Source organism: Geodermatophilus sp. SYSU D00708 (assembly GCF_054050115.1).
In genome coordinates, this window is record NZ_JBJGYS010000013.1 from 1 (window position 1) to 20,924 (window position 20,924).

General features: G+C 73.5%; 24 protein-coding genes. 6 read left to right on the forward strand and 18 right to left on the reverse strand.

Going from position 1 to position 20,924, the window contains the following annotated elements; genetic code table 11:
- Positions 1 to 106: 106 nt before the first annotated feature.
- The 18 genes from ACI79D_RS12385 to ACI79D_RS12470 form a co-directional block, all read right to left on the reverse strand.
- Positions 107 to 1,324, reverse strand: coding sequence for a flagellar hook protein FlgE (locus tag ACI79D_RS12385; protein ID WP_456918714.1), 1,218 nt, complete (start codon positions 1,322 to 1,324; stop codon positions 107 to 109).
- A gap of 68 nt (positions 1,325 to 1,392) precedes the next feature.
- On the reverse strand, positions 1,393 to 1,842 hold the full coding sequence (locus ACI79D_RS12390; RefSeq protein ID WP_456918715.1) for a flagellar hook assembly protein FlgD: 450 nt from the start codon (positions 1,840 to 1,842) through the stop codon (positions 1,393 to 1,395).
- A 12-nt stretch (positions 1,843 to 1,854) separates the two neighbouring features.
- Entirely contained in the window at positions 1,855 to 3,156 is a 1,302-nt protein-coding gene (locus tag ACI79D_RS12395; RefSeq protein ID WP_456918716.1) for a flagellar hook-length control protein FliK, read from the reverse strand.
- Entirely contained in the window at positions 3,153 to 4,100 is a 948-nt protein-coding gene (locus ACI79D_RS12400) for a transglycosylase SLT domain-containing protein (protein ID WP_456918717.1), read from the reverse strand. The genes ACI79D_RS12395 and ACI79D_RS12400 overlap by 4 nt, the downstream gene beginning before the upstream one ends.
- Positions 4,088 to 4,540 (reverse strand): flagellar export protein FliJ, encoded by a 453-nt coding sequence (locus ACI79D_RS12405; RefSeq protein WP_456918718.1) that lies wholly within the window; start codon positions 4,538 to 4,540, stop codon positions 4,088 to 4,090. Before ACI79D_RS12405 ends, ACI79D_RS12400 begins: the two co-directional genes overlap by 13 nt.
- Before the next feature lie 31 nt (positions 4,541 to 4,571).
- On the reverse strand, positions 4,572 to 5,876 hold the full coding sequence (locus ACI79D_RS12410; RefSeq protein WP_456918719.1) for a FliI/YscN family ATPase: 1,305 nt from the start codon (positions 5,874 to 5,876) through the stop codon (positions 4,572 to 4,574).
- Entirely contained in the window at positions 5,873 to 6,631 is a 759-nt protein-coding gene (locus ACI79D_RS12415; protein WP_456918720.1) for a FliH/SctL family protein, read from the reverse strand. The genes ACI79D_RS12410 and ACI79D_RS12415 overlap by 4 nt, the downstream gene beginning before the upstream one ends.
- The gene (fliG, locus tag ACI79D_RS12420; protein WP_456918721.1) at positions 6,615 to 7,700 is read right to left on the reverse strand and encodes a flagellar motor switch protein FliG; all 1,086 of its coding nucleotides are present in this window, start codon (positions 7,698 to 7,700) and stop codon (positions 6,615 to 6,617) included. Before fliG ends, ACI79D_RS12415 begins: the two co-directional genes overlap by 17 nt.
- Positions 7,697 to 9,283: a flagellar basal-body MS-ring/collar protein FliF gene (gene fliF, locus ACI79D_RS12425; protein WP_456918722.1), complete on the reverse strand. Its 1,587-nt coding sequence runs from the start codon at positions 9,281 to 9,283 to the stop codon at positions 7,697 to 7,699. Before fliF ends, fliG begins: the two co-directional genes overlap by 4 nt.
- A complete protein-coding gene (fliE, locus tag ACI79D_RS12430) occupies positions 9,283 to 9,609 on the reverse strand; it encodes a flagellar hook-basal body complex protein FliE (protein WP_456918723.1) in 327 nt (108 codons plus the stop codon). The genes fliF and fliE overlap by 1 nt, the downstream gene beginning before the upstream one ends.
- Positions 9,606 to 10,007 (reverse strand): flagellar basal body rod protein FlgC, encoded by a 402-nt coding sequence (locus ACI79D_RS12435; RefSeq protein ID WP_456918724.1) that lies wholly within the window; start codon positions 10,005 to 10,007, stop codon positions 9,606 to 9,608. The genes fliE and ACI79D_RS12435 overlap by 4 nt, the downstream gene beginning before the upstream one ends.
- A 4-nt stretch (positions 10,008 to 10,011) precedes the next feature.
- Positions 10,012 to 10,359, reverse strand: a complete 348-nt coding sequence (gene flgB, locus ACI79D_RS12440) for a flagellar basal body rod protein FlgB (RefSeq protein WP_456918725.1) — start codon at positions 10,357 to 10,359, stop codon at positions 10,012 to 10,014.
- Between the two features lie 307 nt (positions 10,360 to 10,666).
- A complete protein-coding gene (locus ACI79D_RS12445) occupies positions 10,667 to 11,038 on the reverse strand; it encodes a hypothetical protein (RefSeq protein ID WP_456918726.1) in 372 nt (123 codons plus the stop codon).
- Positions 11,035 to 11,421 carry a flagellar export chaperone FliS gene (fliS, locus tag ACI79D_RS12450; RefSeq protein WP_456918727.1) on the reverse strand — a complete coding sequence of 129 codons (387 nt, stop codon included), beginning with the start codon at positions 11,419 to 11,421 and terminating at the stop codon, positions 11,035 to 11,037. The genes ACI79D_RS12445 and fliS overlap by 4 nt, the downstream gene beginning before the upstream one ends.
- 68 nt (positions 11,422 to 11,489) lie before the next feature.
- Positions 11,490 to 12,854, reverse strand: a complete 1,365-nt coding sequence (gene fliD / locus ACI79D_RS12455) for a flagellar filament capping protein FliD (protein WP_456918728.1) — start codon at positions 12,852 to 12,854, stop codon at positions 11,490 to 11,492.
- Positions 12,855 to 12,953: 99 nt separating this feature from the next.
- Positions 12,954 to 14,141 (reverse strand): flagellin N-terminal helical domain-containing protein, encoded by a 1,188-nt coding sequence (locus tag ACI79D_RS12460; RefSeq protein WP_456918729.1) that lies wholly within the window; start codon positions 14,139 to 14,141, stop codon positions 12,954 to 12,956.
- Between the two features lie 173 nt (positions 14,142 to 14,314).
- Entirely contained in the window at positions 14,315 to 15,388 is a 1,074-nt protein-coding gene (locus ACI79D_RS12465) for a hypothetical protein (protein WP_456918730.1), read from the reverse strand.
- Positions 15,389 to 15,449: 61 nt separating this feature from the next.
- Positions 15,450 to 16,301, reverse strand: coding sequence for a sigma-70 family RNA polymerase sigma factor (locus ACI79D_RS12470; protein WP_456918731.1), 852 nt, complete (start codon positions 16,299 to 16,301; stop codon positions 15,450 to 15,452).
- A 266-nt stretch (positions 16,302 to 16,567) separates the two neighbouring features.
- On the opposite strand from ACI79D_RS12470, the gene ACI79D_RS12475 reads away from it, so the two are divergent.
- From ACI79D_RS12475 to ACI79D_RS12500, 6 genes are all read left to right on the forward strand, one after another.
- A complete protein-coding gene (locus tag ACI79D_RS12475) occupies positions 16,568 to 17,053 on the forward strand; it encodes a flagellar protein FlgN (protein ID WP_456918732.1) in 486 nt (161 codons plus the stop codon).
- Entirely contained in the window at positions 17,050 to 18,486 is a 1,437-nt protein-coding gene (gene flgK / locus ACI79D_RS12480) for a flagellar hook-associated protein FlgK (RefSeq protein WP_456918733.1), read from the forward strand. Before ACI79D_RS12475 ends, flgK begins: the two co-directional genes overlap by 4 nt.
- Before the next feature lie 4 nt (positions 18,487 to 18,490).
- Positions 18,491 to 19,399, forward strand: a complete 909-nt coding sequence (flgL, locus tag ACI79D_RS12485; protein WP_456918734.1) for a flagellar hook-associated protein FlgL — start codon at positions 18,491 to 18,493, stop codon at positions 19,397 to 19,399.
- On the forward strand, positions 19,396 to 19,800 hold the full coding sequence (fliW, locus tag ACI79D_RS12490; RefSeq protein ID WP_456918735.1) for a flagellar assembly protein FliW: 405 nt from the start codon (positions 19,396 to 19,398) through the stop codon (positions 19,798 to 19,800). Before flgL ends, fliW begins: the two co-directional genes overlap by 4 nt.
- An 88-nt stretch (positions 19,801 to 19,888) precedes the next feature.
- Complete coding sequence (gene csrA / locus ACI79D_RS12495; protein ID WP_456918736.1) at positions 19,889 to 20,194, forward strand: carbon storage regulator CsrA; 306 nt, start codon at positions 19,889 to 19,891, stop codon at positions 20,192 to 20,194.
- 202 nt (positions 20,195 to 20,396) lie between these two features.
- Positions 20,397 to 20,864: a hypothetical protein gene (locus tag ACI79D_RS12500; RefSeq protein ID WP_456918737.1), complete on the forward strand. Its 468-nt coding sequence runs from the start codon at positions 20,397 to 20,399 to the stop codon at positions 20,862 to 20,864.
- The last annotated feature ends 60 nt before the right edge of the window (positions 20,865 to 20,924 follow it).

Below are 20,924 nucleotides of genomic sequence, written 5' to 3' on the forward strand. Positions count from 1 at the left end.
GCGCGGGGCCCCCCCCCCCCCGCGCCCCCCCCCGCCCCCCCCCCCGGGCCCCCCGCCCCCCCCGCCGGGTGACGTACGGGAACGGCCCTGCGAGCGGGCCGACGAACTAGCGCTTGAGGTTGACCAGGTCCTGCAGGATCTCGTCGCTGCTGGTGATGACGCGGCTGTTGGCCTGGAAGCCGCGCTGGGCGACGATCAGCCCGGTGAACTCCTCGGCCAGGTCGACGTTGGACATCTCCAGCGCACCGGCGTTGAGGACACCACGGCCCCCGGTGCCGGCCTGGCCGATCAGCGCGAGGCCCGAGTTGGACCCGGGGCGGTAGGTGGTGCTGCCGGCCTGCTCCAGGCCGCCGGGGTTGGCGAACGTGGCCAGGGCCAGCTGGCCGAGCACCTTGGTCTGGTCGTTGGAGAAGACCCCGGTGATCGTGCCGTCGTTGCCGAGGCTGAACGACTCCAGGACACCGGCGCTGTAGCCGTCCTGGTCGACCGCCGAGACGGTGGTGGGGCTGCCGTACTGCGTCACCCCGGTGACGTCGATGCTCACCGGCCCGGTCCAGCCGGCCGGGAGGTCGTTCAGGGCGACGGCGGTGGGGGCGGTGAGGTTCCCGGCGCCGTCGAAGGTCAGGGCGACCGGCGCGGTCATCAGGTCGGCCGGCGGCGTGCCGGGACCGGTGGCGCTGACCGACCAGCCGGTGGCGGTCCGCTCGAAGAGGAAGGTGACCGGGACCTCCCGCCCCAGGTTGTCGTACATGGTGATGGAGCTCTCGACCTGCTTGCCGACCTCGGCGGCCGCGGAGAGGTTGCCCTGCACGGTGCCGGCGCCGGTGCCCTGAGGCGCGGTGCCCTGGCCGAACGGGATCCTCAGCGGCCCGATGGGGCCGTTCGCGTCGATCACGCCGTCGACGTCGGCCGACCAGCCCTGCAGGATCGAGCCCCCGTCGGTCATCATGTTGCCCGCCGCGTCGAAGCCGAACGACCCCGAGCGGGTGAACAGCTGCTGGTTGCCCGACTGGACGACGAAGAAGCCGTCCCCCTCGATCATGAAGTCCGTGGAGCGGCCGGTGGTCTGCGTGGCGCCCTGCGACCAGTTCGTGCTGATGCCGGCGACCTTGACGCCGAGGCCGACCTGCGCGGGGTTGCTGCCGCCGCTGCCCTCGGCCGGCGCACCACCGGCCCGCAGCATCTGGGACAGGGCGGCCTCGAAGACGGTCGTCTGGGTCTTGTAGCCCACCGTGTTGACGTTGGCGATGTTGTTGCCGGTGACGTCCATCTTGGTCTGGTGGGCGCGCAGGCCGGAGATGGCCGAGAACATGGAGCGGAGCATGGGGCTCTCCTCGTGGTCTGTCGGGTGGGGGAGGTCGCTGGTGGGGGACGAGCTCGGGGGGCGGGGCGTCAGGACGACGTCGAGGCGGAGCCGGACGCCGGGGGTTCGGAGATCGCGGTGACCCGGCCCATGGGCACCGCCATCCCGCCGACCATCGCGACGGCCTCGGAGGTGTCGGTGCCGAGCCGCACGGAGCTCACCGTCCCGGTGACGCTCGCGCCGGTGGAGTCGGTGTAGGTGACCGTCCGGCCGACCATCGCCCCGGCGCTGGTCGCCCGCTGGAGGGCGAGCAGCGAGGCGTTCTGGTCGGCCAGCTGCTCGAGCTTCTCGACCTGGGTGAACGTCGCGGTCTGCGACATCATCTGGCTGCTGTCGACCGGGTTGGACGGGTCCTGGTAGCGCATCTGGGCGACCAGGAGCTTGAGGAACACGTCCTTGCCCATCTGGTCCGTGCGGTTCATCGTGCTGGTGGGCGCCGTGTAGGACGTGGCGTTCGTGCCGCTCACGGGGTTCGTCATCCGTCGCTCCCTCTAGACGCGGACGTCCACGCCGGTGGACGCGGACGAGGTCGGGGCGGGGGCCGGTCGGCCCTCGCCGGTGTCTGCGGACCGCGGCCGCGGCTGCGCCCAGCCGTTGCCCGGGCCCTGCCGGCCGCCCTGCTGACCGGCGGCCTGCTGCTGGGCCGAGGTCCAGGCGCTGCCGGGGTCCCGGTCGACCGAGGCGTTGGTGCACGTCAGGCCGGCGCTCTGCAGGTCGCGCCGCAGGTCGGGGAGCGAGTCGAGCAGGGCGGCCCGGCCGGCCTCGGTCGCGCCGCGCAGGGTCAGGTCGACCGCGCCGTTGGTCAGGGTCACCTGCACCTCGACGGTGCCGAGGGCCTCCGGCGTCAGGACGACGGTCATCGTGTGCGCACCGTCCGGGCCGTTCCGCAGGACGGCGACGTGCTGGGCGACCTGCGTGCCCGCCGGCGCGGGCTGGGCACCCGGCGCGGCCGCGGCACCGACCGGCGCGGTCGGCGTGGCACCCGGTGCGACGAGCCCGGTGGCGGGCGACGCGGCGACCGGCTCGCCCTCCTCGGTCGCGGCGGGCACCGGGCCGGACGCGACCGCGTGGTCCGCGGGCGCCGTGGCGGGTGCGGCCGCGGCGGCCGGGGGTGGGCTGGGGGCCGGCGTCCCGTCCTCGTGCGCGATCACGACGACCACGCCCGGCGGGAGGGCGGCGCCCGCCCCGACGACCGGCCCGGTCGCCACCGGGACCACCCCGGCGGGGAGCTGGGCGGCCGGCGGAGCCGTCGCCGCGCCGGGGAGGCCGTCGGAGGACGGGGTGGCGCCGGGCAGCGCCGCGGCCGGGACACCCGCGCCCGAGGGTGCGGTGGGGAGCGGGACCGTGCCCGCCGGGGTGCCGCCGCCGGGCAGCGCCGCCCCGGCGGGGACCACTCCGGCGGTCGCGGCCGGTCCGGGAGGTGCTCCCGCGCCGGACAGAGCCCCCACCCCGGGAACGGCCGAGGCCGCCGCCTGCCCGGGGGGCGTCGGCGCGGCCGCGCCGGGACCGAGGCCGGTGAGCAGCGCCCACAGCCCCGGCGGCATGCCGGCGGGGAGAACCGGCGCGTCGGCCGGCGCCTGCTCGTCGGGCGCGGTCGTCCCGGCGTCGCCCGCGGGGGTCTCCGCGGAGCCGTCCACCTCTCCGGGAGTCGCCCGGTCGCGGGCGCCGCCCCGCCCGTCGGCGACGGCGTCGTCGAGGGCGGAGGCGAACCGCTCGGCTCCGCCCGGCGCCGCGGTGGCGGGCGCGGCCGGGGTGGCGGGCAGCGGAGCCGCCGTCACAGCGGGAGTCGTCATCGGTAGGCCTCCGCCTTGCTGGTCACGGAGCGGACGTAGTCCTGTGTCTCGGAGTAGGGCGGGACGCCGCCGTAGCGGCGCACCGTCCCGGGCCCGGCGTTGTAGGCGGCCAGGGCCAGCTCGGTCGAGCCGAACTGGTCGGTGAGCCGGCTCAGGTAGCGGGCGGCGCCGTCCACCGCGGACGCCGGGTCGAACGCGTCGACGCCGAGGTCCTGCGCCGTCGCCGGCATGAACTGCATGAGGCCCTGGGCGCCGGCGGGGGAGACCGCCGAGGCGTCGAAGCCGGACTCCTGCGACGCCACGGCCGCCAGCAGCGCGGGATCGACGCCGTACCGGGCGCCGGCCGCGGTGAAGAGGTTCGCGTAGGGGACGCCGGCCAGCGAGCCGCTCGACGCCGAGCCGGTGGCGGCGGTCTGCGCGGGCAGCACCCGGCGGATGACGGCGGGGTCGCCGACCGACTGCACCTTGACCGTCTCGCCCTCCTGCGGGGCGGCGATCATCTTGCCGTCGCCGAGGTAGATGCCGACGTGGTCGATGCCCGGCCGGGACGAGTGGTCGAAGAACACGAGGTCGCCGGGGCGGGCGTCGGCCAGCGAGGCGACGGCGGTGCCGGCGGTGGCCTGCTGGGAGGACGTCCGGGGCAGGTCGACGCCGAGGTTGCCGTAGACCAGCTGCACGAACCCGGAGCAGTCCAGTCCCTTCGCGGGGTCGGTGCCGCCCCACAGGTAGGGCACGCCGAGGTACTTCTGCGCCTCGGCGACGACGGCCCGCTCGGAGGCCGCCGACGCGGTGCCGGCCGCGGCCGCGGTCGTCGCGGTCGTGCCGGTGAGGCCCGCGGCGGTCGCCGCCGACGTCCAGGCGGCGTTGGTCGACGTGCGGACCGGGAACACGAAGCGGGCCTGGATCTCGCTGATCCGGGCCTGCACGGCGGTCAGTCCGTCCACGGCACCTCCCCGGAGGGGGCGCGGCGGCCGGAGCGGCCGGTGACGAGGTCGTCCACGGTCCTCTCCTCGGCAGCCTGCTCGGCCAGTCGCACCGTCTGCAGGTGTCGTTCCCGCAACCGCTCGAGGCCCTTGGTCCGCTGGGCGGCTGCCGTCCAGGCGGCGCGAACCAGCTCGGCCTGCTCGGCGGAGGCGGTGGCCAGCGCGCGGGCCGACGCCGCGTCGTCCGCCGCGACCCGCGCGAGCACCATCGCGGCGCGGAAGGCGCCGGAGGACGTGGGCCCCGTGGGGACGACGGAGCCCAGCGCGGCCTCGGCCTCGCTCGCCCGCCGGTCGGCCTCGGCCGCCGCGCGCGCGGCCTCCGCGGCCGCCAGGGCGGCGGCCCGCTCCTCGGTGCGGCGCAGCTCCAGGACCGGCTGCAGCCGGAACGCCGCCCGCTTCACCGCGCGCTCCCGCGCGACCGCGCGAGCCGCGTCACGCCGACCGGACGATGCGGTTCAGCCAGTTCCACGACTCGGCCGCCGGCGTCAGCTCCCCGGTGGGCTGCTGGAGGAAGGAGTCGATCGCGGGGGCGAGCTGCCGGGCGCGGTCGACCAGGGGGTCGCTGCCGGCCTGGTAGGCGCCGATCTCGATGAGCTCCTTCACGTCGCGCAGCGCACCCATCAGCCGCCGGACCTCGCGGGCGTCGGCCATCTGCGCCGGCGGGACGACGGCGGTGGCGACCCGCGAGATCGACTCGAGGACGTCGATGGCCGGGAAGTGCCCGGCGGTGGCGAGCTTGCGGGTGAGCACGACGTGCCCGTCGAGGATCGAGCGGGCGGTGTCGGCGATCGGCTCGTTGTGGTCGTCGCCGTCGACGAGCACCGTGTAGAGGCCGGTGATCGACCCGGTGGCGGCGGTGCCGGCCTTCTCCAGCAGCCGCGGCATCATGGCGAACACGCTCGGCGGGTAGCCGCGGGTCGCCGGCGGCTCCCCGGCGGAGAGCCCGACCTCGCGCTGGGCCATCGCCGTCCGGGTGATGGAGTCCATGAGCAGCAGGACGTCGCGGCCCTGGTCGCGGAACCCCTCGGCGATGCGGGTGGCGACGAACGCGGCCTTGAGCCGCACCAGCGGCGGCTCGTCGGAGGTGGCGACCACGACGACGGTGCGGGCCATCCCCTCGGGGCCGAGGTTCTCCTCGAGGAACTCCTTGACCTCGCGGCCACGCTCGCCGATCAGGCCGATCACCCGGACGTCGGCGTCGGTGCCGCGGGTGATCTGGGACAGCAGCGTGGACTTGCCCACGCCCGAGCCGGCGAAGATGCCCAGCCGCTGCCCCTTGCCGATCGGCACCATCGTGTCCAGGACCCGGACGCCCGAGGTCAGCGGCTCGGCGACCCGGGCGCGGGTGAGCGGGTGCGGGGTCTCGCTGGCCAGGTCGACGAACTCCAGCCCGGCGTCCAGCGGCGGGCCGCCGTCCACGGGGCGGCCGAGGCCGTCGAGGACCCGGCCGAGCAGCGCCTCGCCGACCGGCACCTGCAGCGGCATGCCGGTGGCGCGCACCGGGGCGCCGGCGTGCACGCCGGACAGCTCGCCGAGCGGCATGCAGGTCAGCCGGTCGCGGGTGACCGCGACGACCTCGCCGAGCAGCCCGCGGGGGCCGGGGTTGACCTCCACCAGGTCGCCGACGGAGGCGACGATGCCCTCCACCGACAGGGTGAGTCCCATGGCGCCCACGACCTGCCCGGTCAGCTCCGGGCGGGCCGCGGCGCGGGCGCGGTCGAGCAGCCCGACCGTCATGGGGCCAGCACCGCCCGGACCCGCTGCAGCGCGGTGCCCAGTTGGGCGTCGACGCGGGAGGGGCCGGTCTCGGCGATCGCACCGGCCCGCTCCACCGCGGCGTCGGCGACGACGCGGACGGTGTTCGGCAGCTCGGCCAGCGCCTCGGCCGGGACCTCGCGGAGGTCGTCGGGGTGCAGTCGGACGACGACCGGCGCGTCGGCCGGGCACAGCGTCAGCGCGCGCCGGACGGCGTCGAGCGCGGGGGAGTCGGCGACCGCGAGCTCCCGGCACAGGAGGTCCTCGACCAGGGTGAGCACGATCGAGATGACCGAGTCGCGGACGTCCTCGGCGACCGGCAGCGCGGACTGCTCCAGCTGCGTGACGGCCGCGCCTAGCGCCGCGGTGGCCGAGACCAGCCGCCGCTCCCACCGGGCCTGCACCTCGGCGAGCCGCTCCTCGGCGGCCCGCTCGGCCTCGGCGACGACGCTCGCGGCCGCCTGCAGGCCCTCGGCGTGACCGGCCGCGAACCCCTCCTGCCGGGCGTGCTCGCGCAGCCGCGCCAGCTCCTCGGCGTAGACGTCCCCGAGCCGGAACGACGTCCGGTTGGCCGGGACCGGCATGTCCGCGGCCCGGCGGATCGTCGTCCGCCGCTCGGTGGTCTGCTGCACCGGCACCGCACGGGTGTAGGGCGCCGGCTTGGCCGCCGTGTCCCCGCGCAGCAGCGCCGACTCGCGGGTGACCCGACGGCCCGGCGCCTCAGGCGACGAAGTCATCGTCGCCGCCGCGCGAGATGGTCAGGACGCCCTGCTCCTCGAGGGTGCGGATGACGCCGACGACCTTGGCCTGGGCCTCCTCGACCGTCCGGGTGCGGACCGGGCCGAGCAGCTCGATCTCCTCGGCGAGGTTCTCGGCGGCGCGCTCGGAGAGGTTGCGGACCACCTTGTCCCGGACGTCGGGGCGCACGCCCTTGAGCGCGGTGGCCAGGTCGTTGGCCTCGACCTCGCGCAGCACCAGCTGCAGCGAGCGGTCGTCGATGGTGACGATGTCCTCGAAGACGAACATCTGCGCCCGGACCTGCTCGGCCAGCTCGGGGTCGGTGCTGTCCAGCCACTCGAGGATCGACCGCTCGGTCGGCCGCGGCGAGCGGTTGATGATCTCCACGAGGGTCTCGACGCCGCCGACGGTGCTCATGTCCTGGTGGGCGAGCAGCGAGCCCATCCGCCGGCCGAGCTCCTCCTCGACCAGCCGGACCATCTCCGGCGTGGTGCGGTCCATGGTGGCGATCCGGTGGGCGACGGCGGCCTGCTGCTCGGGGGCGAACCCGGAGAGCACCTCCGCCGACTGCGCCGCCGTCAGGTGGGCCAGCACCAGCGCGATGGTCTGCGGGTGCTCGTCCTTGAGGAAGGTGACCAGCTGGCGGACGTCGACGTTGCGCAGCGAGGCGAAGGGCACCTCGGTGTAGACGACGTTGAGCCGGGACAGGATGCCGTCGGCCTTCTCCTCGCCCAGGCCCGCGGCGAGGATCTCGCGCGCGAAGTCCACGCCGCCGCGCCCCACGAACCGCTGCGCGGTCATCAGGTGGTGGAACTCCTCGAGGACGCCGTCGACGTCGTCGGCCCCCACCGTGCCCAGCTTCATGAGCTCGCGGGTGATCTGCTCGACCTCGCGCGGCCGCATCTTGGCCAGCAGCGTGCCGGCCTCCTCCTTGCTCAGCTGCGCGATGAAGACCGCGGCCTTGCGGATGCCGGGCATGTCCGGGCGCTGGCGCACCGCGGGCAGGACGGCGGTCTGGGCGGCGGCCGACTCGATGCCGACCATCTGCTCGACGCTGGCCAATGTCACGACTTAGCTCCGCTCTCGCTCAGCCAGCCGCGGAGCATGGCCGCGACCTCGTCGGGCTTCTCGCTCACCATGGAGGCGATCTCGCCGCGCACCCGCGCCCGCTCGGCCGCCTCCAGCTCGGCCTGGGCGTCGTCGACCGCGGCCTCCCGGGTGCTCTCGATCCGGATCCGGTCGAGCTCGGCCATCACGTCGTCGGGCAGCTCCAGCGGCTCGTAGTCCTCCTCGGCGTCCTGCCGGCGGCGCGACCGCAGCCAGACGACGAGCACGAGCAGGGCGATGCCGAGGGCGATGCCGCCGGTCTTGATCATCGACCACATCTGGGCCTGCTTCTCGGCCTCCTGCGCGGCGTCCAGCTCGGCCGCGGCCTGGTCGGCGGCGGTGGTGTCGAAGGGCATGGAGGCGACGGTGATGTCGTCACCGCGCGCCGGGTCCAGACCCACGGCGTTGCCGATGAGGTCCTGCACCTGGTTCTGGTTCAGGTTGCCCGCGACCGCCTGGTCCATGACGACCGACACGGTGAGCCGGTTGATGGTCCCCGGCGCGCCGGTGACCGTCTCCGTGGTCTCCCCGACGGCGTTGTTCGCGGTGGTCGACTCCTTGTTGTAGGCCGAGTCGCCCTCGCCACCGGCGTCCGCGGTGTTCTCCGGGCCCAGCACGCCGCCGACGGCGGCGCCGGTGCCGGAGTACTCCTCGGTCGTGGTGCTCTCCGAGATCGGCGGGGTGCCGTCCTCGTAGGTGTAGGTCTTCGAGGTGGTGTCGCGCTGGCTCAGGTCGAGGTCGGCGCGCACCGACACCTGGACGTTGCCGGGGCCGAGGACGCGGTCGAGGATCGCCTGCGCGTTGCCGGCCAGCCGGGCCTCGTACTCCTGCTCCAGCTGCGAGCGGGCGTCGCCGGCCGCGGCCGTCACGCCCTGGCCCGGGGCCGAGAGCACCGCGCCGGTGGAGTCGGCGACGGTGACCTGGTCGGCCTCCATGCCCTCGATGCTGGAGGAGACCAGGTTGGTCACCGCCTGGATCTGCTCACCGGAGAGGTCGGTGCCCGGGGCCAGGTCGAGCAGCACCGAGGCGGTGGGCTCCTTCTGGTCGGAGACGAAGACCTCGTCCTCGGGCAGCGCCACGTGCACCACCGCGGAGCGGACGCCGTCCAGCGCCTCCAGGGTCTTGGCCAGCTCGCCCTCCAGCGCCCGCTGGTAGGAGACCTGCTGCTGGAACTCACTGGTCGTGATGCCCGACTCGTCGAGCAGCGCGTACCCGGTGTCGGAGCCGGCCGGCAGGCCCTTGCCGCTCATCGACAGCCGCAGGTCGTAGACCTGGTCGTTGGGGACCATGATCGTCGCGCCGCCGTCGGCGAGCTCGTAGGCGACGCCCGAGGCGTTGAGCTCGTCGACGATCGCGGAGGCGTCGGTCGAGGCCAGGTTGGAGAACAGCGGGGCGTACGTCGGCGCGGTGATCCACCGGTAGAAGAAGAAGCCGCCGAGGAGCAACCCGACGACCAGGAGGCCGATGACGACCTTCTGCCCGAGGCTGATCGTGGACAGCGCGGAGCGCAGGCGCCCGAGCGGCCCGGCGAGGGCGGCAGGCATCAGACCGGCATCCTCATGATCTCGGTGAAGGCCTCAACGGCCTTGTTCTTGATGGTCACGACCATCTCGGTCGCGAGCTTCGCCTCGTTGGCGGCGATCATGTAGTCGTGCACGTCGCGCAGGTCGCCGGTGGCGGCCTGGACGGCGAGCGCGTCCGACGTCGACTGCGCCGCCTGCACCTGGTCCAGCGCCGAGGTCAGGACGTCGGCGAACCCGGAGCCGGAGACCGCCGACGTGCCGGTGGTCGGCTCCGCGGCGGGCGTGACCTCGCCGACGGCGGGGATCGACACGGTGGGGAACGAGATTCCCCCGATGGGCGAGGTCATGAGCCCTTCCCGAGCTGCAGGGCGGCCTGGTAGGCGTTCGTCGCCCGCTCCATGGTCGCGAGGTTCGCCTGGTAGCCGCGCTGGGCCATGATCAGGTTGGTCATCTGCTCACCGAGGTCGATGTCGGGGTACTTGACGTAGCCGTCGGCGTCGGCGAGCGCGTTGTCCGGCTCGTACACCAGCCGGCCCTCGGCGCTGCCGAGCTCGGCCCGGGCCACGCGGACGCCGCCCTCACCGGAGCCGTAGTCCACGGCCTGCGCGACGACGAAGCGCTCCTGGAAGGCGTCCTCGTCGGCGCTGGTCACCGTGTTGACGTTGGAGATGTTGTCCGACACGGCGTCCAGCCACTTGCGGTGCGCGAGCAGGCCGGAACCGGCGACGTTGATGCTGTCGAACACGGGCTCACGCCGTCCGCAGGGCCGTGCGCAGGACGCTGTACTTGCCGTCGAGCGCGTTGAGGGCCAGCTGGTAGCGCAGGCCGGTCTCGGTGGCGATGACCGTCTCGCTGTCGAGGTTCACGTTGTTCCCGTTCGTGTTCGTCGGCTCCAGCGAGCGCGCGACCGTGCCGCCGCTGACCGTCGGGGTCTGCCCGCTGGTGAGCTGGCTGCGCAGGCTCGACTCGAAGTCGACGCGGCCGGCCAGGAAGCCCGGGGTGTTGACGTTCGCGATGTTGTCCGTGGTGACGCGCTGCCGCTGGGCCAGCCCGGACAGGGCGGCGTGCAGCGTCGTCGCGGTGACGTCGCCGATCATCGGGCGACGGCCACGTGGGCAGGGCAGCAGGACACGATCGGCCTCCGGGTACGCAGGAGACACTCGCGAGCGAGTGAGGGGGCCGCCGATCCGTGGCGAAGGTGGTGCTGTCCGTGCTCCCCCCTCATCGGCGGCCCCGTGGGCTCCCTTGACCGGCGTCCCCGACGGGAGTGACCGGTGTCGGCGCACGGGGTGGCAGGGACTGGTGTGACGACCGGTCGGAACGGCGCCGCGCCCGGCGCGGGAACGCGAGAGCCCCCGTCGCGCCGGGAGGCGCGACGGGGGCTCGGGTGCGGGGGAGGCGGGGCTAGAGGGCCTGGTCGATGAAGCCGGCCACGGGACGGGACGGGGCGTAGGACATCCGCGCGGCGACGTCGCGCTGCCGGCGCGACTGGATGATCCGTTCGACGAGCTCCTCGGCGACGGCCAGCTGGTGCTGGAGGAGCCGCGCGGCGCGGTCACGGAGGTCGTGGGGGAGGGGGCCCAGCCCGGACGGGGGGACCCAGTCCTGGACGCCGCGCCGCCAGGCGTCCACCGCGTCGGCCTGCTCGTCGGTCAGGTCGCTCCCGCTGATGGTCGCCTCGGCGGCGAGGACGTCGGCCTCCAGGTCGTCGAGGACCGTGGCCCAGTCGCCGGGCTTCGCCCCGTCCCCGCCGCGGGGCGGGCGTGCGCCGGTCATGCCGACGCGGCGGCCAAGGACTCCGCGGCCTGCCGCCACGCGTCCCGGAGCGGCTCGACGACCTGCAGGCAGGAGGCGACCCGGTTGCGGTCGCCCTTGACGTTGGCCTGCACGAGCTCGCCGAGCAGCCAGGTGTAGAGCGCGGCCAGCCGCGGACCGCCTTCCCAGGCGTCGACCTTCAGGCTGGTGCGCAGCTCGAGGACGATCTCCTGCGCGTGCTGGAGCTGCTCGCCGGCCTGCTCGCGGTCGCCGGTCGCCAACGCGCCGGAGGCCCGCTCGAGGTCGAGGGCGAGGCGGTCGTAGAGCATGACGAGCAGCCGCTGCGGGGAGGCCGTCGTGACGGTGTCACCGAGGTAGCGGGCGCGGAGCGAGGCAGTGCTCATGGGGTGCGGGTCTCCAGGGACAACGTCGGGGGAGCGGCGTCGGTGGGGGACGTGGGGGAGCGGACGGCTCAGGACCAGGACGGCAGGCTGCTGATCTGTCCGGCCAGCCAGGAGGACTGGTTCTGGAGCGTGCCGAGGGCGGTCTCCATCGCCGTGAACTGGCGGGTCAGTGTCTCCTTGCGCAGGGCGAGGCGGACGTCCCAGTCGGCGATGCGGTCCTCGAGGTCCTTGGCGACGCTGTCGCTGCCGTTGGCCAGCAGGGTCAGCGAGCCGGTCGTGGCATCGGATGCAGCCTTGGCCATGGCCTCGATCTGCGCGGCCAGCCCCACCGGCTTGACGGTGGCGCCCGAGCCGGTGGTCGCGGTGAAGAAGGTGCGGGTGGCGGCGGGGTCCGCGGCCAGCGCACTGGTGAACGTGGCCTTGTCGAACTTCAGCTGGCCGTCCTTGGTCAGCTGGACGCCGTAGGTGGCGGCGGACTTCCCGCCGATGCCGGAGGAGACGATGTCCAGGACCCGGCCGGCCAGGTCGCGCAGGGTGCTGTCGCCCTGCAGCGTCGCGGTGGTGCTGTCCTTCGAGGTGTAGTCGGAGATCACCTGGAGCGCGCTGTTGGCAGCGTCGACCAGGGCCTGCACCTTGGCCGCGGTCGCGTCGGTGTCGCGCCCCACCGAGACCGTCGACGTCTCCCCGGCCTTCGACACCGTGATCGAGGTGTCGGGCAGCAGGCCGGTGAAGGTGTTGCTGGACGAGGTGACCTCGTAGGCGCCGGTGCCGGAGCCCATCTTCAGCTTCGCGTCCGCTCCGGTCGTGAGGTCGCTGAACGCCGGGCCGCTCGTGATCGAGAACGTCCCGGCGGCGCCGGAGGTCGCCGTGGTCAGCTGCATCCGGTACTTGCCCTCGGCGACCTGGACGACGGAGGCGGTGAGCCCCAGGTCCTTCTTCGCGTTGATCGCGGCGGCCGCCTCGGTCAGCGTCGCGGTGCCGTTGTCGTCGGTGTCGAGGTCGATCGTCGTGGTGGTGGTGCCCACCTTGACGGCGATCGAGGTGGCGGTGAAGTCGGTGTCGGCAGCGGTCTTCCCGGCCGGCGCGGCGAACACGGTGTCGCTGCGCATCGAGTGGGTGGTGGCCAGCTGCTCGACGGTGAAGGTGAGGGAGCCGGCGAGCGCGCTCGAGCCGGCGGAGGCGGTGACGGTGGCGTTGGAGCTGGTCGCCTTGGCGGCCGTCCACGCGGCGTCGCCGGACAGCGCTGCGGCCGCGCTGCGCAGCGAGTCGAACCGGAGGTTGACCGCGCGGTAGCCGTTGGCGTCGCTGTTGGTGGAGACGAGCTTGTTCTTCAGGAGGGTCTGCGGGTTCGCCTCGACCTGCATCAGCTGGCTGATGAGGCTGGCGGTGTCCATGCCCGAGATCAGGCCGACGCTCGTGCTCATGCCTGCCATGCCGGGGCCTCCTGGGCTGAGGGGGGTGATCGAGCGGGAAGGGGGGAGGCCCGGAGGCCTCCCCCCTTCACCTGGTGGTGCTCAGGTGGTGCGGGTGGATCAGCGGAGCAGGCTCAGGACACCCTGCGGGACCTGGTTGGCCTGGGCCAGCATGGCGGTGCCGGCCTGGGTCAGGATCTGGCTCCGGGTGAAGTTGGTCATCTCCTGGGCCATGTCCGTGTCGCGGATCCGGCTCTCCGAGGCGGTCAGGTTCTCGACCGCCACGTTGAGGTTGTTGATCGTGTGCTCGAACCGGTTCTGGATGGCACCCAGATCGGCGCGGGTGTTGGACACGGTCTTGATGGCGGCGTCGATCTTCTTCAGAGCGTCGTCGGCACCGGTGGCCTGGGTGAAGGTCATCTGCTTCTTGGCGAGCTCGGTGGCGTCGGTGCCCACCGGGGTCTCACCCTTGAAGACCACACCGCTGGCCGAGGTGGCCCAGTCCACGCTCACCGAGGTGCCGAAGACGTTGCTCACGGCGTTCTCGACGGCGGTCTTGCGGGCGGCGACGTCCGCGTCGGCCTTGTAGACGATGGACGAGAGGTCCAGGGTCTTGCCGTTGTAGGTGAGCGAGCCGTCGAGCTTGGCGAAGTTCTCCGACTTGGTCAGGTCCAGCGAGGAGATCGTCGCCGAGGCGGCGGTGCCGTTGGCGCCCGCAGCCGAGCCGGCGACGGCCGTCGTCGGGGTGACGTTGACGTTGCCGACACCGGTCTTGGTGATGTCGACGCCGTCGACGGCGAGGCCCTTGGCACCCATGCCGGTGCCGACCTTGACGTTGATGGCCTCGCCGACGTTCGCGCCGACCTGGAACTTGCCGTCGTACTTGCCGTCCAGGAGCTTGGTGCCGTTGAAGGTCGTCGTGTCCTGGATCCGGGTCAGCTCGTTCTTGAGCTGGCTGATCTCGGACTGGATGTTCTTCTTGGCGTCGTCGTTGAGCCCACCACCGTTGCTGGCCTGGACGGTCAGGTCACGCATGCGCTGCAGGATCTTGTGCGTCTCGGTGAGCGCACCTTCAGCGGTCTGCACGACCGAGACGCCGTCCTGGGTGTTGCGGACGGCGACCTTGAGGCCACCGATCTGCGAGCGCAGGCCCTCGGAGATGGCCAGGCCCGCGGCGTCGTCCGCCGCACGGTTGATGCGGAAGCCGGAGGAGAGCTTCTCCAGCGACTTGCTCATCTGCCCGTCGGTGATCGACAGGTTGCGGTACGAGTTCATCGCCGCGATGTTGTTGTTGACGCTGAGACCCATGGTGTTCCTCCTTGGACGGGGTCCTGGTGTTCATCCCGCTGCATCCGTGCTGCGGGCCTTGCCCTCGTTCTTTCGGTTCCGGCTGCCCGGGACTTGAGGCGAACGGGACGGGATTTCTCCGTGGGGTCACCCGACCGGGCGGGTGCCGGTCCGGCCGGGGCACGCACGCGGGGTCAGGCGTACCGGCGCCGGCTCCTGGCGGCGACGTCGAGCGCCTGTCGCCAGGCGGCCACCCACCGCTCGGCGGTGTGCTCGGTCAGGTGGCCGGCGAGGACGGCGTCGCGGTTCTGCGCGGCCTGCTCGCGGCGCCGGTCCGGGTCGTTGATCGCGGCCGTGAGGGCCTTGGCCCAGTCCTTGGCGTTCCGGGCCCGCCAGCCGAGGCCCAGCCGCTCGTACTCCGCGCTGGGGGAGCGGGCGAACCAGACCCCCCGGGCCGAGTACTCCAGTGCCTTGAGCCAGCTCTTGGACGTGTTGAAGCGGTCGAGCCGCAGGGGCGCGATCCCGATGTCGAAGTGCTCGCCGACCGCCGTCGCGTACGCGTCGACGCCGTCGATCCAGGGCACCTCGCCGGGCTCCTCGGACAGGCCGAGGCGGGTGCGGGCGTTGCCCTTCTGGCCGAGCACGGTGAACCGGCTCCGCCCTGCGGTGCGGTCCAGCGCCTGCTGGAGCCCGGACCCGACCTCCTCGAGGTCGTAGGGGTGGTAGAAGACGCTGCCGGTCCAGCCGACGGTGACCACCTCGGGGTCCCGTGCGTAGGCCGGGGGCAGCTCGGCGATGCGGCGCGGCACCGCGTTCGGGATCACCGCACCCCGGCCGTGCGACGCGTACTCCTGGAGCAGCGCCGGCGTCGTCGTGGTCACCAGGTCCGCCTCGCGGGCGCACTCGGCAGCCCGGCGGGCCATGCCCTTGCGGACGAGGAGCTCGTGGCTCGGGGTGCCGAACGGGATGCTCGTGAGCAGGTCGTCCATCTCGACGACGACGGCGACACCGTCGGCCTGCAGGACGCGGATGGTCTGCAGCATCGCGACGGTCTTCGGCAACTGCAGGACGACGACGTCGGCACCGCGCGCATCGGCGGCGTAGACCTCGCCCTCACCACCGTCCGGGGACGGTCGGACCATCGTCTCGATGCCGCGGGTCGTCTCGATCTCCACGCCGAGGCCTGCCGCCTCGATGGCCGCGGCGGGCTCACGGACCCGGTAGTAGTCCTGGGCGTCCTGCCCAGCGTGCATGATCAGCACCTTCACGGGGCTGTCCTCTCTGTCGGTGGTCGCCCCGGGAGGGCGGGGAGCACGGCGGCTGCCAGGGTCAGGCGGGGCGCGCCGCTCCGTACCGGCTGGCGACCTGCGCGCCGCGCGGGTGGGGCAGCGGCGGGGGAGCGTTGCGGCCGGCGACCTGGTCGACGTAGGAACGCTGCTGGTTGCGCGCCCGCACCCCACCGCCGGCGGGCACCGGCGTGCCCTCCCAGACCTCGCTCATCGCCGCGTGCAGCAGGGTCAGTGCGCGGGCGCGCATCTGCGAGACGCGGGAGAGGGTCACGCCGAGGTCGGCGGCGATGTCGGTGAGCGACTCCCCGCCGAAGAAGTTGCGCTCCACCACCTCGTCCAGGCGGTCGGGCAGCGCGCGGATCGCCTCGTGCAGGTAGCGGCTGCGCTCGCCGCGCAGCACGGCGCGCTCCGGGGACTCGCCGGTGTCGGGCAGGTCCAGCGACGCGCCGTCCGGGCCGGTGTCGGCGTCGATGCTGACCATGACCGCCCGGTGCACGTCGACCTGCAGCGAGTCCAGCTCGCTGGTCGCCATGCCCAGGCTGCCGGCGAGCTCCTCGCGCGTCGGGGGACGCCCCAGCTGCATGGCCAGGGCGTCGGCCGCGGCGTCGGTCCGGCGCGCGGCGGCGCGGACCGAGCGGCTGGCCCAGTCACCCGAGCGCAGCTCGTCGAGGACGGCGCCCTGCAGCCGGGCCAGCGCGTACGTCGCGAAGGAGGCGCCCGCCGACGGGTCGAAGCGGCGCGCCACCTCGACCAGCGCCACCCTCGCGCAGGACAGGAGGTCCTCGCGGCTGACGTGGGCCGGCAGCGAGATCCGCGACGCGACCGCGTTGACGGCGAACGCGGCGAGCGGCAGGTGCTCGGTCACGAGGGCGTCGACGTCCCGGGTGGGCACGTCGCGAACCGGGAGGTCCCGTTCAGGGGCGGGGAGGGGCCGCGGGGCGGCGGGCCGCTCGATCGCCGGAGCGCGCGATGGTCTCACGCCCCTTCTCTCGGCAGCCCGGGGCGCGGACGGGACCTACTCCTCGGCACGAATCACGCCCGACTTGAGTGCCTCGGCTTGAGGGGTCCCCCGGAGGTGCCGATGGCTGTCCCTGAGAACCCGCTGGCAGCACCAGGACGACGGCCGGCCGGGGAGAGATCGGGAGGACGGTGAGGGCCGTGGACTACCAGCACCTGTCGACGTTGCTGTGGCGGGAGCAGGAACTGCTCGACCTGCTGCTGTTCAAGGCGGAGGAGAAGCAGTACCTCATCGTCACGGGCAAGACCCGCTGGCTGGCGCGCATCGCGCACGAGATCGAGGTGATCCTCGACCAGCTGCGCACCCTCGAGGTCGAGCGCGCCGCGACGACCGAGGTGCTCGCCGAGGGTCTGGGGGTGGGCGCCAATCCGTCACTGCGAAAGCTGGTCGAGGCCGCGCCGGCGCCGTGGAACGACCTGTACGCCAAGCACCACGAGGCGCTGCTGGTGCTCGTCACCGAGCTGCGCAGCCTCTCCGACGCCAACCGCGAGCTGATCGAGGGCGGCCTGGCCGCCATCGGCGATGCGCTGCTGTCGGTCAAGGCCCCCTCGGCCGGGACCTACGGGGCCACGGGTCGCAGCGACGAGCGCGCCCACCGCGCGGTGACCCTGGACGGTGCCCTGTGAGCACGTTCAGCGGGCTGAACACGGCGACGACGGCGCTGTGGGCCGCTCAGCGCGGCATGGACGTCACCGGCCAGAACATCGCCAACGTCAACACCGACGGCTACTCCCGCCAGCGGGTCTCGCTGCAGGCCGTGGGTGGCACCGCCGTCCCGGCGATCTGGTCGACGGCCAGCGAGGTCGGGTCGGGCGTGAGCTCCGACGAGATCGTCCGCATCCGGGACGCGTTCCTGGAGGGCCGCGCGCAGGTCGAGTCGGCGCGCACCGCCCGGCTCACCGTGGCCAGCGACGCGCTCGGTCAGGTCGAGACGGCCCTGCGCGAGCCCGGGAACAGCGGCATCCAGAGCATGCTGGCCGACGTCTGGAGCGGCTTCAGCGACCTGGCCAACAACCCGACCGAGCCGGCCGCGCGCAGCCAGGTCCTCGAGCGGCTGGACATCCTCGCGGCCGGCCTGCGCACCACCAGCGCCACGCTGGACCAGCAGTGGACGCAGACCCGCGACAACCTGCAGGCCCTGGTCACCGAGGTGAACAGCACCGCCCGGTCGATCGCCGACCTCAACCGCGAGATCCGGTCCGCCGGCCAGGCCGGGCTGCCGGTCAACGAGCTGTCGGACCGCCGGGACGCGCTGGTCATGGACCTGGCCAAGAAGGTCGGCGGCACCACCCAGCCGGGCAAGGACGGCATGCTCAACGTCCTCGTCGGCGGGACCACGGTGGTCTCCGGCGGGGACTCCTTCTCGCTGGCCCTGGCGGGGGTGGACTCGCTCGACGCCGTCGGCGCCGGCAACGACCCGCGGGTCGTGACCGTCCCCGGCGGCACGGCCCTCGACCTCGGCGGCACCGGCGGCGGGCAGGCGGAGGCCCTGACCGGGATCCTGCCGAAGTACCGCGCCGCCCTCGACGGCGTGGCCAAGCAGCTCGTGACCAGCCTCAACGGCGTCCAGACCACCGGCTTCGACGCCGCCGGCAACCCGGGGCAGCCCCTGCTCGGCGACGGCCCCGGCCCCGCTGCGGTCGACCTGTCGAAGGTGACCGCCGCGTCCATCACCCTCCGGATCACCGAGCCGGAGCAGCTGGCCGCGGCCACCAAGTCGCCCGCGGACCTGAACGGGGCGGTGTCCGGGGACGGCGGCAACGCCGACGCCTTCTTCCGGCTGAGCCTGGACCCGGCAGGCGTGGACACCACCTACCGGGCGCTCGTCGTCGCGCTCGGCGTGGAGTCCGCCGTCGCCGAGCGCGACCTCACGGTGCAGTCGGTGATCTCCACGCAGGTGGACGCGTCCCGCGAGTCGGTGTCGGGGGTCAACCTCGACGAGGAGATGACGAACATGCTCTCGTTCCAGCACGCCTACAGCGCTGCCGCCCGCATGGTGACGGCGATCGACGAGGCCCTGGACAAGCTCATCAACGGCACCGGCATCGTGGGGCGGTGACCTGATGCGCATCACCCACCGGGCCGTCACGCAGACCGCGCTGCTCGGCCTCAACAGCAACCAGTCGGCGCTGAGCAAGCTCCAGCAGCAGCTGACCTCCGGCAAGCAGATCAGCGCCCCGTCGGACTCCCCGACCGGGACGAACAAGGCGATGCAGGTCCGCCAGGACCAGAGCGCGACGCTGCAGCACGCGCGCAACATCTCCGACGGGCAGAGCCGGCTCGACGCCACGGACACGGCGCTGACCACGATGATCAGCCAGGTCCGCCGGGTGCGGGACCTGACCGTGCAGGGGATGAACACCGGTTCCACGTCCGGGAGCTCCGCCGAGGCGATCAAGGTCGAGGTCGAGGCCCTCCGGCAGAGCCTGCTGGGGGTGGCCAACCAGACCCTCAACGGGCGGCCGCTCTTCGGCGGGGTCACCACGGGCGGCACCGCCTACGACACCGTGACCGGCGCCTACGTCGGCGTCGGCGGTGCCGACGGGGTCGACGTCGTGCCCACCATGCGGCGGGTGTCGAACACGCAGGAGGTGCGGATCGACATCACCGGCCCGGAGGCGTTCGGTGACCCGGCCGACGGGGACGACCTGTTCGCCGTCATCGCGCGGATCGCCGACAACGTGCTGACGGACCCCGACGCGCTGTCGAGCGACCTCGCCGACCTCGACACCGCCTACGACCGGCTGCTGAGCGCCACGTCGGCGGTCGGTGCGCGGTCGGCACGGCTGGACGCCGCCGCGCAGGTCAACACCGACCTGCAGCTCACCCTGAAGTCGCAGCTGACCGACGTCGAGGACATCGACCTGACCAGGACGATCATGGAGGTCAGCCAGCAGCAGGTGGCCTACCAGGCCGCCCTGCAGGCCACCGCCAAGGTCATCCAGCCCACCCTCGTGGACTTCCTGCGATGACGCTGTCGGCCGTCGCGACGCTGCCGCTGCTGTCGCTCACCGAGGCCCTGCCCGGGTTCCCGGGTCACCGGGACTACGTGCTCGTCACGGCCGACGGCGACGGCCGGCTGTTCTGGCTCCAGTCGATGGCGCCGGAGGGGCCGCGGTTCCTCGCCGTCGACCCGGCCCGGTACTTCCCGGAGTACGCGCCGGTGCTGCCGCGGACGGTCTGCGCCGACCTGGAGCTCGAGGACCCGGCCGAGGCGCGGGTGTACTGCCTGCTCACCGTGCCCCCGGAGGGGCCGGCCGCCGCGACGGCGAACCTGCGCGCGCCGATCGTGGTCAACCCGACGAACTGGCGGGCCACGCAGGTCGTGCTGCTCGACAGCGCCCATCCCATCCGGCGTCCGCTGCGCCGATAACTGGACTGGCGGCCCCGTCGGCCGCCCGCACCAGCCGTTCCCACCCACACGCCACGGACGGCCACCACACACCCATGGAGGGGTACACGTGCTCACACTCACCCGCAGCGTCGGCGAGACGATCCGCATCGGCGACGACATCGAGGTCCATGTCGTCGAGGTCCGGGGCGGCACCGTCCGACTGGGGTTCAAGGCCCCCCGGGAGGTGACCATCCACCGCGAGGAGGTGTACCGGCAGATCGCCGAGGCCAACCTCCTGGCGGCGCAGGTCACCGCCGACACGCTGGGCGCACTGGCCGCCTTCGCCCCCGCGGCGGCCCCGGCCCAGGATTCGGCGGCCCCCGCCGGTCAGGCCGCAGGTCACGAGCCGGTCACGGAGGACGCCGCGGGCTGAGCAGAACTGACCGGGATCCGCCCCCTCCTGCTTGGCGGATCCTGCCGACGACCTCATCGGCGCCCTCTGGCCAGGGCGCGACACGGGCAAGACCTGCCGAAGACATGGCCTGACAATCGCGTTCGGCACAGCGAGTGTTGTGCCCTTGCCGCGCACCCGATGCGCGAGAGTTGCCCCAAGCACGTCACAGGGGGCAATCAGCATGCAACAGAGCGCAGTCAACGGGTCCGGCGCGGACGTCCCGACGACGGACGGCTTCGGCCTCGACGCCGACACCGTGGTCGTCCACGTCCAGCTGCGGCCGCGCCGTGGCTCGACGCGGCGGTGCCTGGCCGCACTGGCCGAGCTGGCCGGCGAGCACCCCTCGGTGTCGTTCTCCCTCACCGGGCTGAGCAAGGACGACCGCGTCGTCCGCGTCACCGTCGGCGTGGAGCTCGGCCCGCGCGCCGCGGTCGCCCGGTTCTCGCCGCAGGCCCAGGCCGCCTACGCCTTCGTCAGCGAGGTCTTCACGACGCTGTACGACCACATGCCGGTCTACACCGTGGAGCCGAGCGAGACCGAGCGCGCCGCGGCCGCCGACCTCATGGCCCGGCTCGACGGGTCCACCGGCGGCGAGGCCGTCGTCCCCGCGCCCCGGCAGCCCGCCGCGGCCGAGCGCATCCCGGCGTAGAGAAGGACGCCGTCCTGAGGCTCGCAGGCCCGCGGTGAGCCTCTGGACGGTGCTGTCGCC

Excerpts from the sequence above, each read along its gene's own strand:
- ACI79D_RS12385 (WP_456918714.1), bottom strand. The coding sequence starts at position 1,324 with ATGCTCCGCTCCATGTTCTCGGCCATCTCCGGCCTGCGCGCCCACCAG.
- ACI79D_RS12390 (WP_456918715.1), bottom strand. The coding sequence starts at position 1,842 with ATGACGAACCCCGTGAGCGGCACGAACGCCACGTCCTACACGGCGCCC.
- ACI79D_RS12395 (WP_456918716.1), bottom strand. The coding sequence starts at position 3,156 with ATGACGACTCCCGCTGTGACGGCGGCTCCGCTGCCCGCCACCCCGGCC.
- ACI79D_RS12410 (WP_456918719.1), bottom strand. The coding sequence starts at position 5,876 with ATGACGGTCGGGCTGCTCGACCGCGCCCGCGCCGCGGCCCGCCCGGAG.
- ACI79D_RS12415 (WP_456918720.1), bottom strand. The coding sequence starts at position 6,631 with ATGACTTCGTCGCCTGAGGCGCCGGGCCGTCGGGTCACCCGCGAGTCG.
- fliF (WP_456918722.1), bottom strand. The coding sequence starts at position 9,283 with ATGCCTGCCGCCCTCGCCGGGCCGCTCGGGCGCCTGCGCTCCGCGCTG.
- fliE (WP_456918723.1), bottom strand. The coding sequence starts at position 9,609 with ATGACCTCGCCCATCGGGGGAATCTCGTTCCCCACCGTGTCGATCCCC.
- flgB (WP_456918725.1), bottom strand. The coding sequence starts at position 10,359 with ATGATCGGCGACGTCACCGCGACGACGCTGCACGCCGCCCTGTCCGGG.
- ACI79D_RS12445 (WP_456918726.1), bottom strand. The coding sequence starts at position 11,038 with ATGACCGGCGCACGCCCGCCCCGCGGCGGGGACGGGGCGAAGCCCGGC.
- fliS (WP_456918727.1), bottom strand. The coding sequence starts at position 11,421 with ATGAGCACTGCCTCGCTCCGCGCCCGCTACCTCGGTGACACCGTCACG.
- fliD (WP_456918728.1), bottom strand. The coding sequence starts at position 12,854 with ATGGCAGGCATGAGCACGAGCGTCGGCCTGATCTCGGGCATGGACACC.
- ACI79D_RS12460 (WP_456918729.1), bottom strand. The coding sequence starts at position 14,141 with ATGGGTCTCAGCGTCAACAACAACATCGCGGCGATGAACTCGTACCGC.
- flgL (WP_456918734.1), top strand. The coding sequence starts at position 18,491 with ATGCGCATCACCCACCGGGCCGTCACGCAGACCGCGCTGCTCGGCCTC.
- fliW (WP_456918735.1), top strand. The coding sequence starts at position 19,396 with ATGACGCTGTCGGCCGTCGCGACGCTGCCGCTGCTGTCGCTCACCGAG.
- ACI79D_RS12500 (WP_456918737.1), top strand. The coding sequence starts at position 20,397 with ATGCAACAGAGCGCAGTCAACGGGTCCGGCGCGGACGTCCCGACGACG.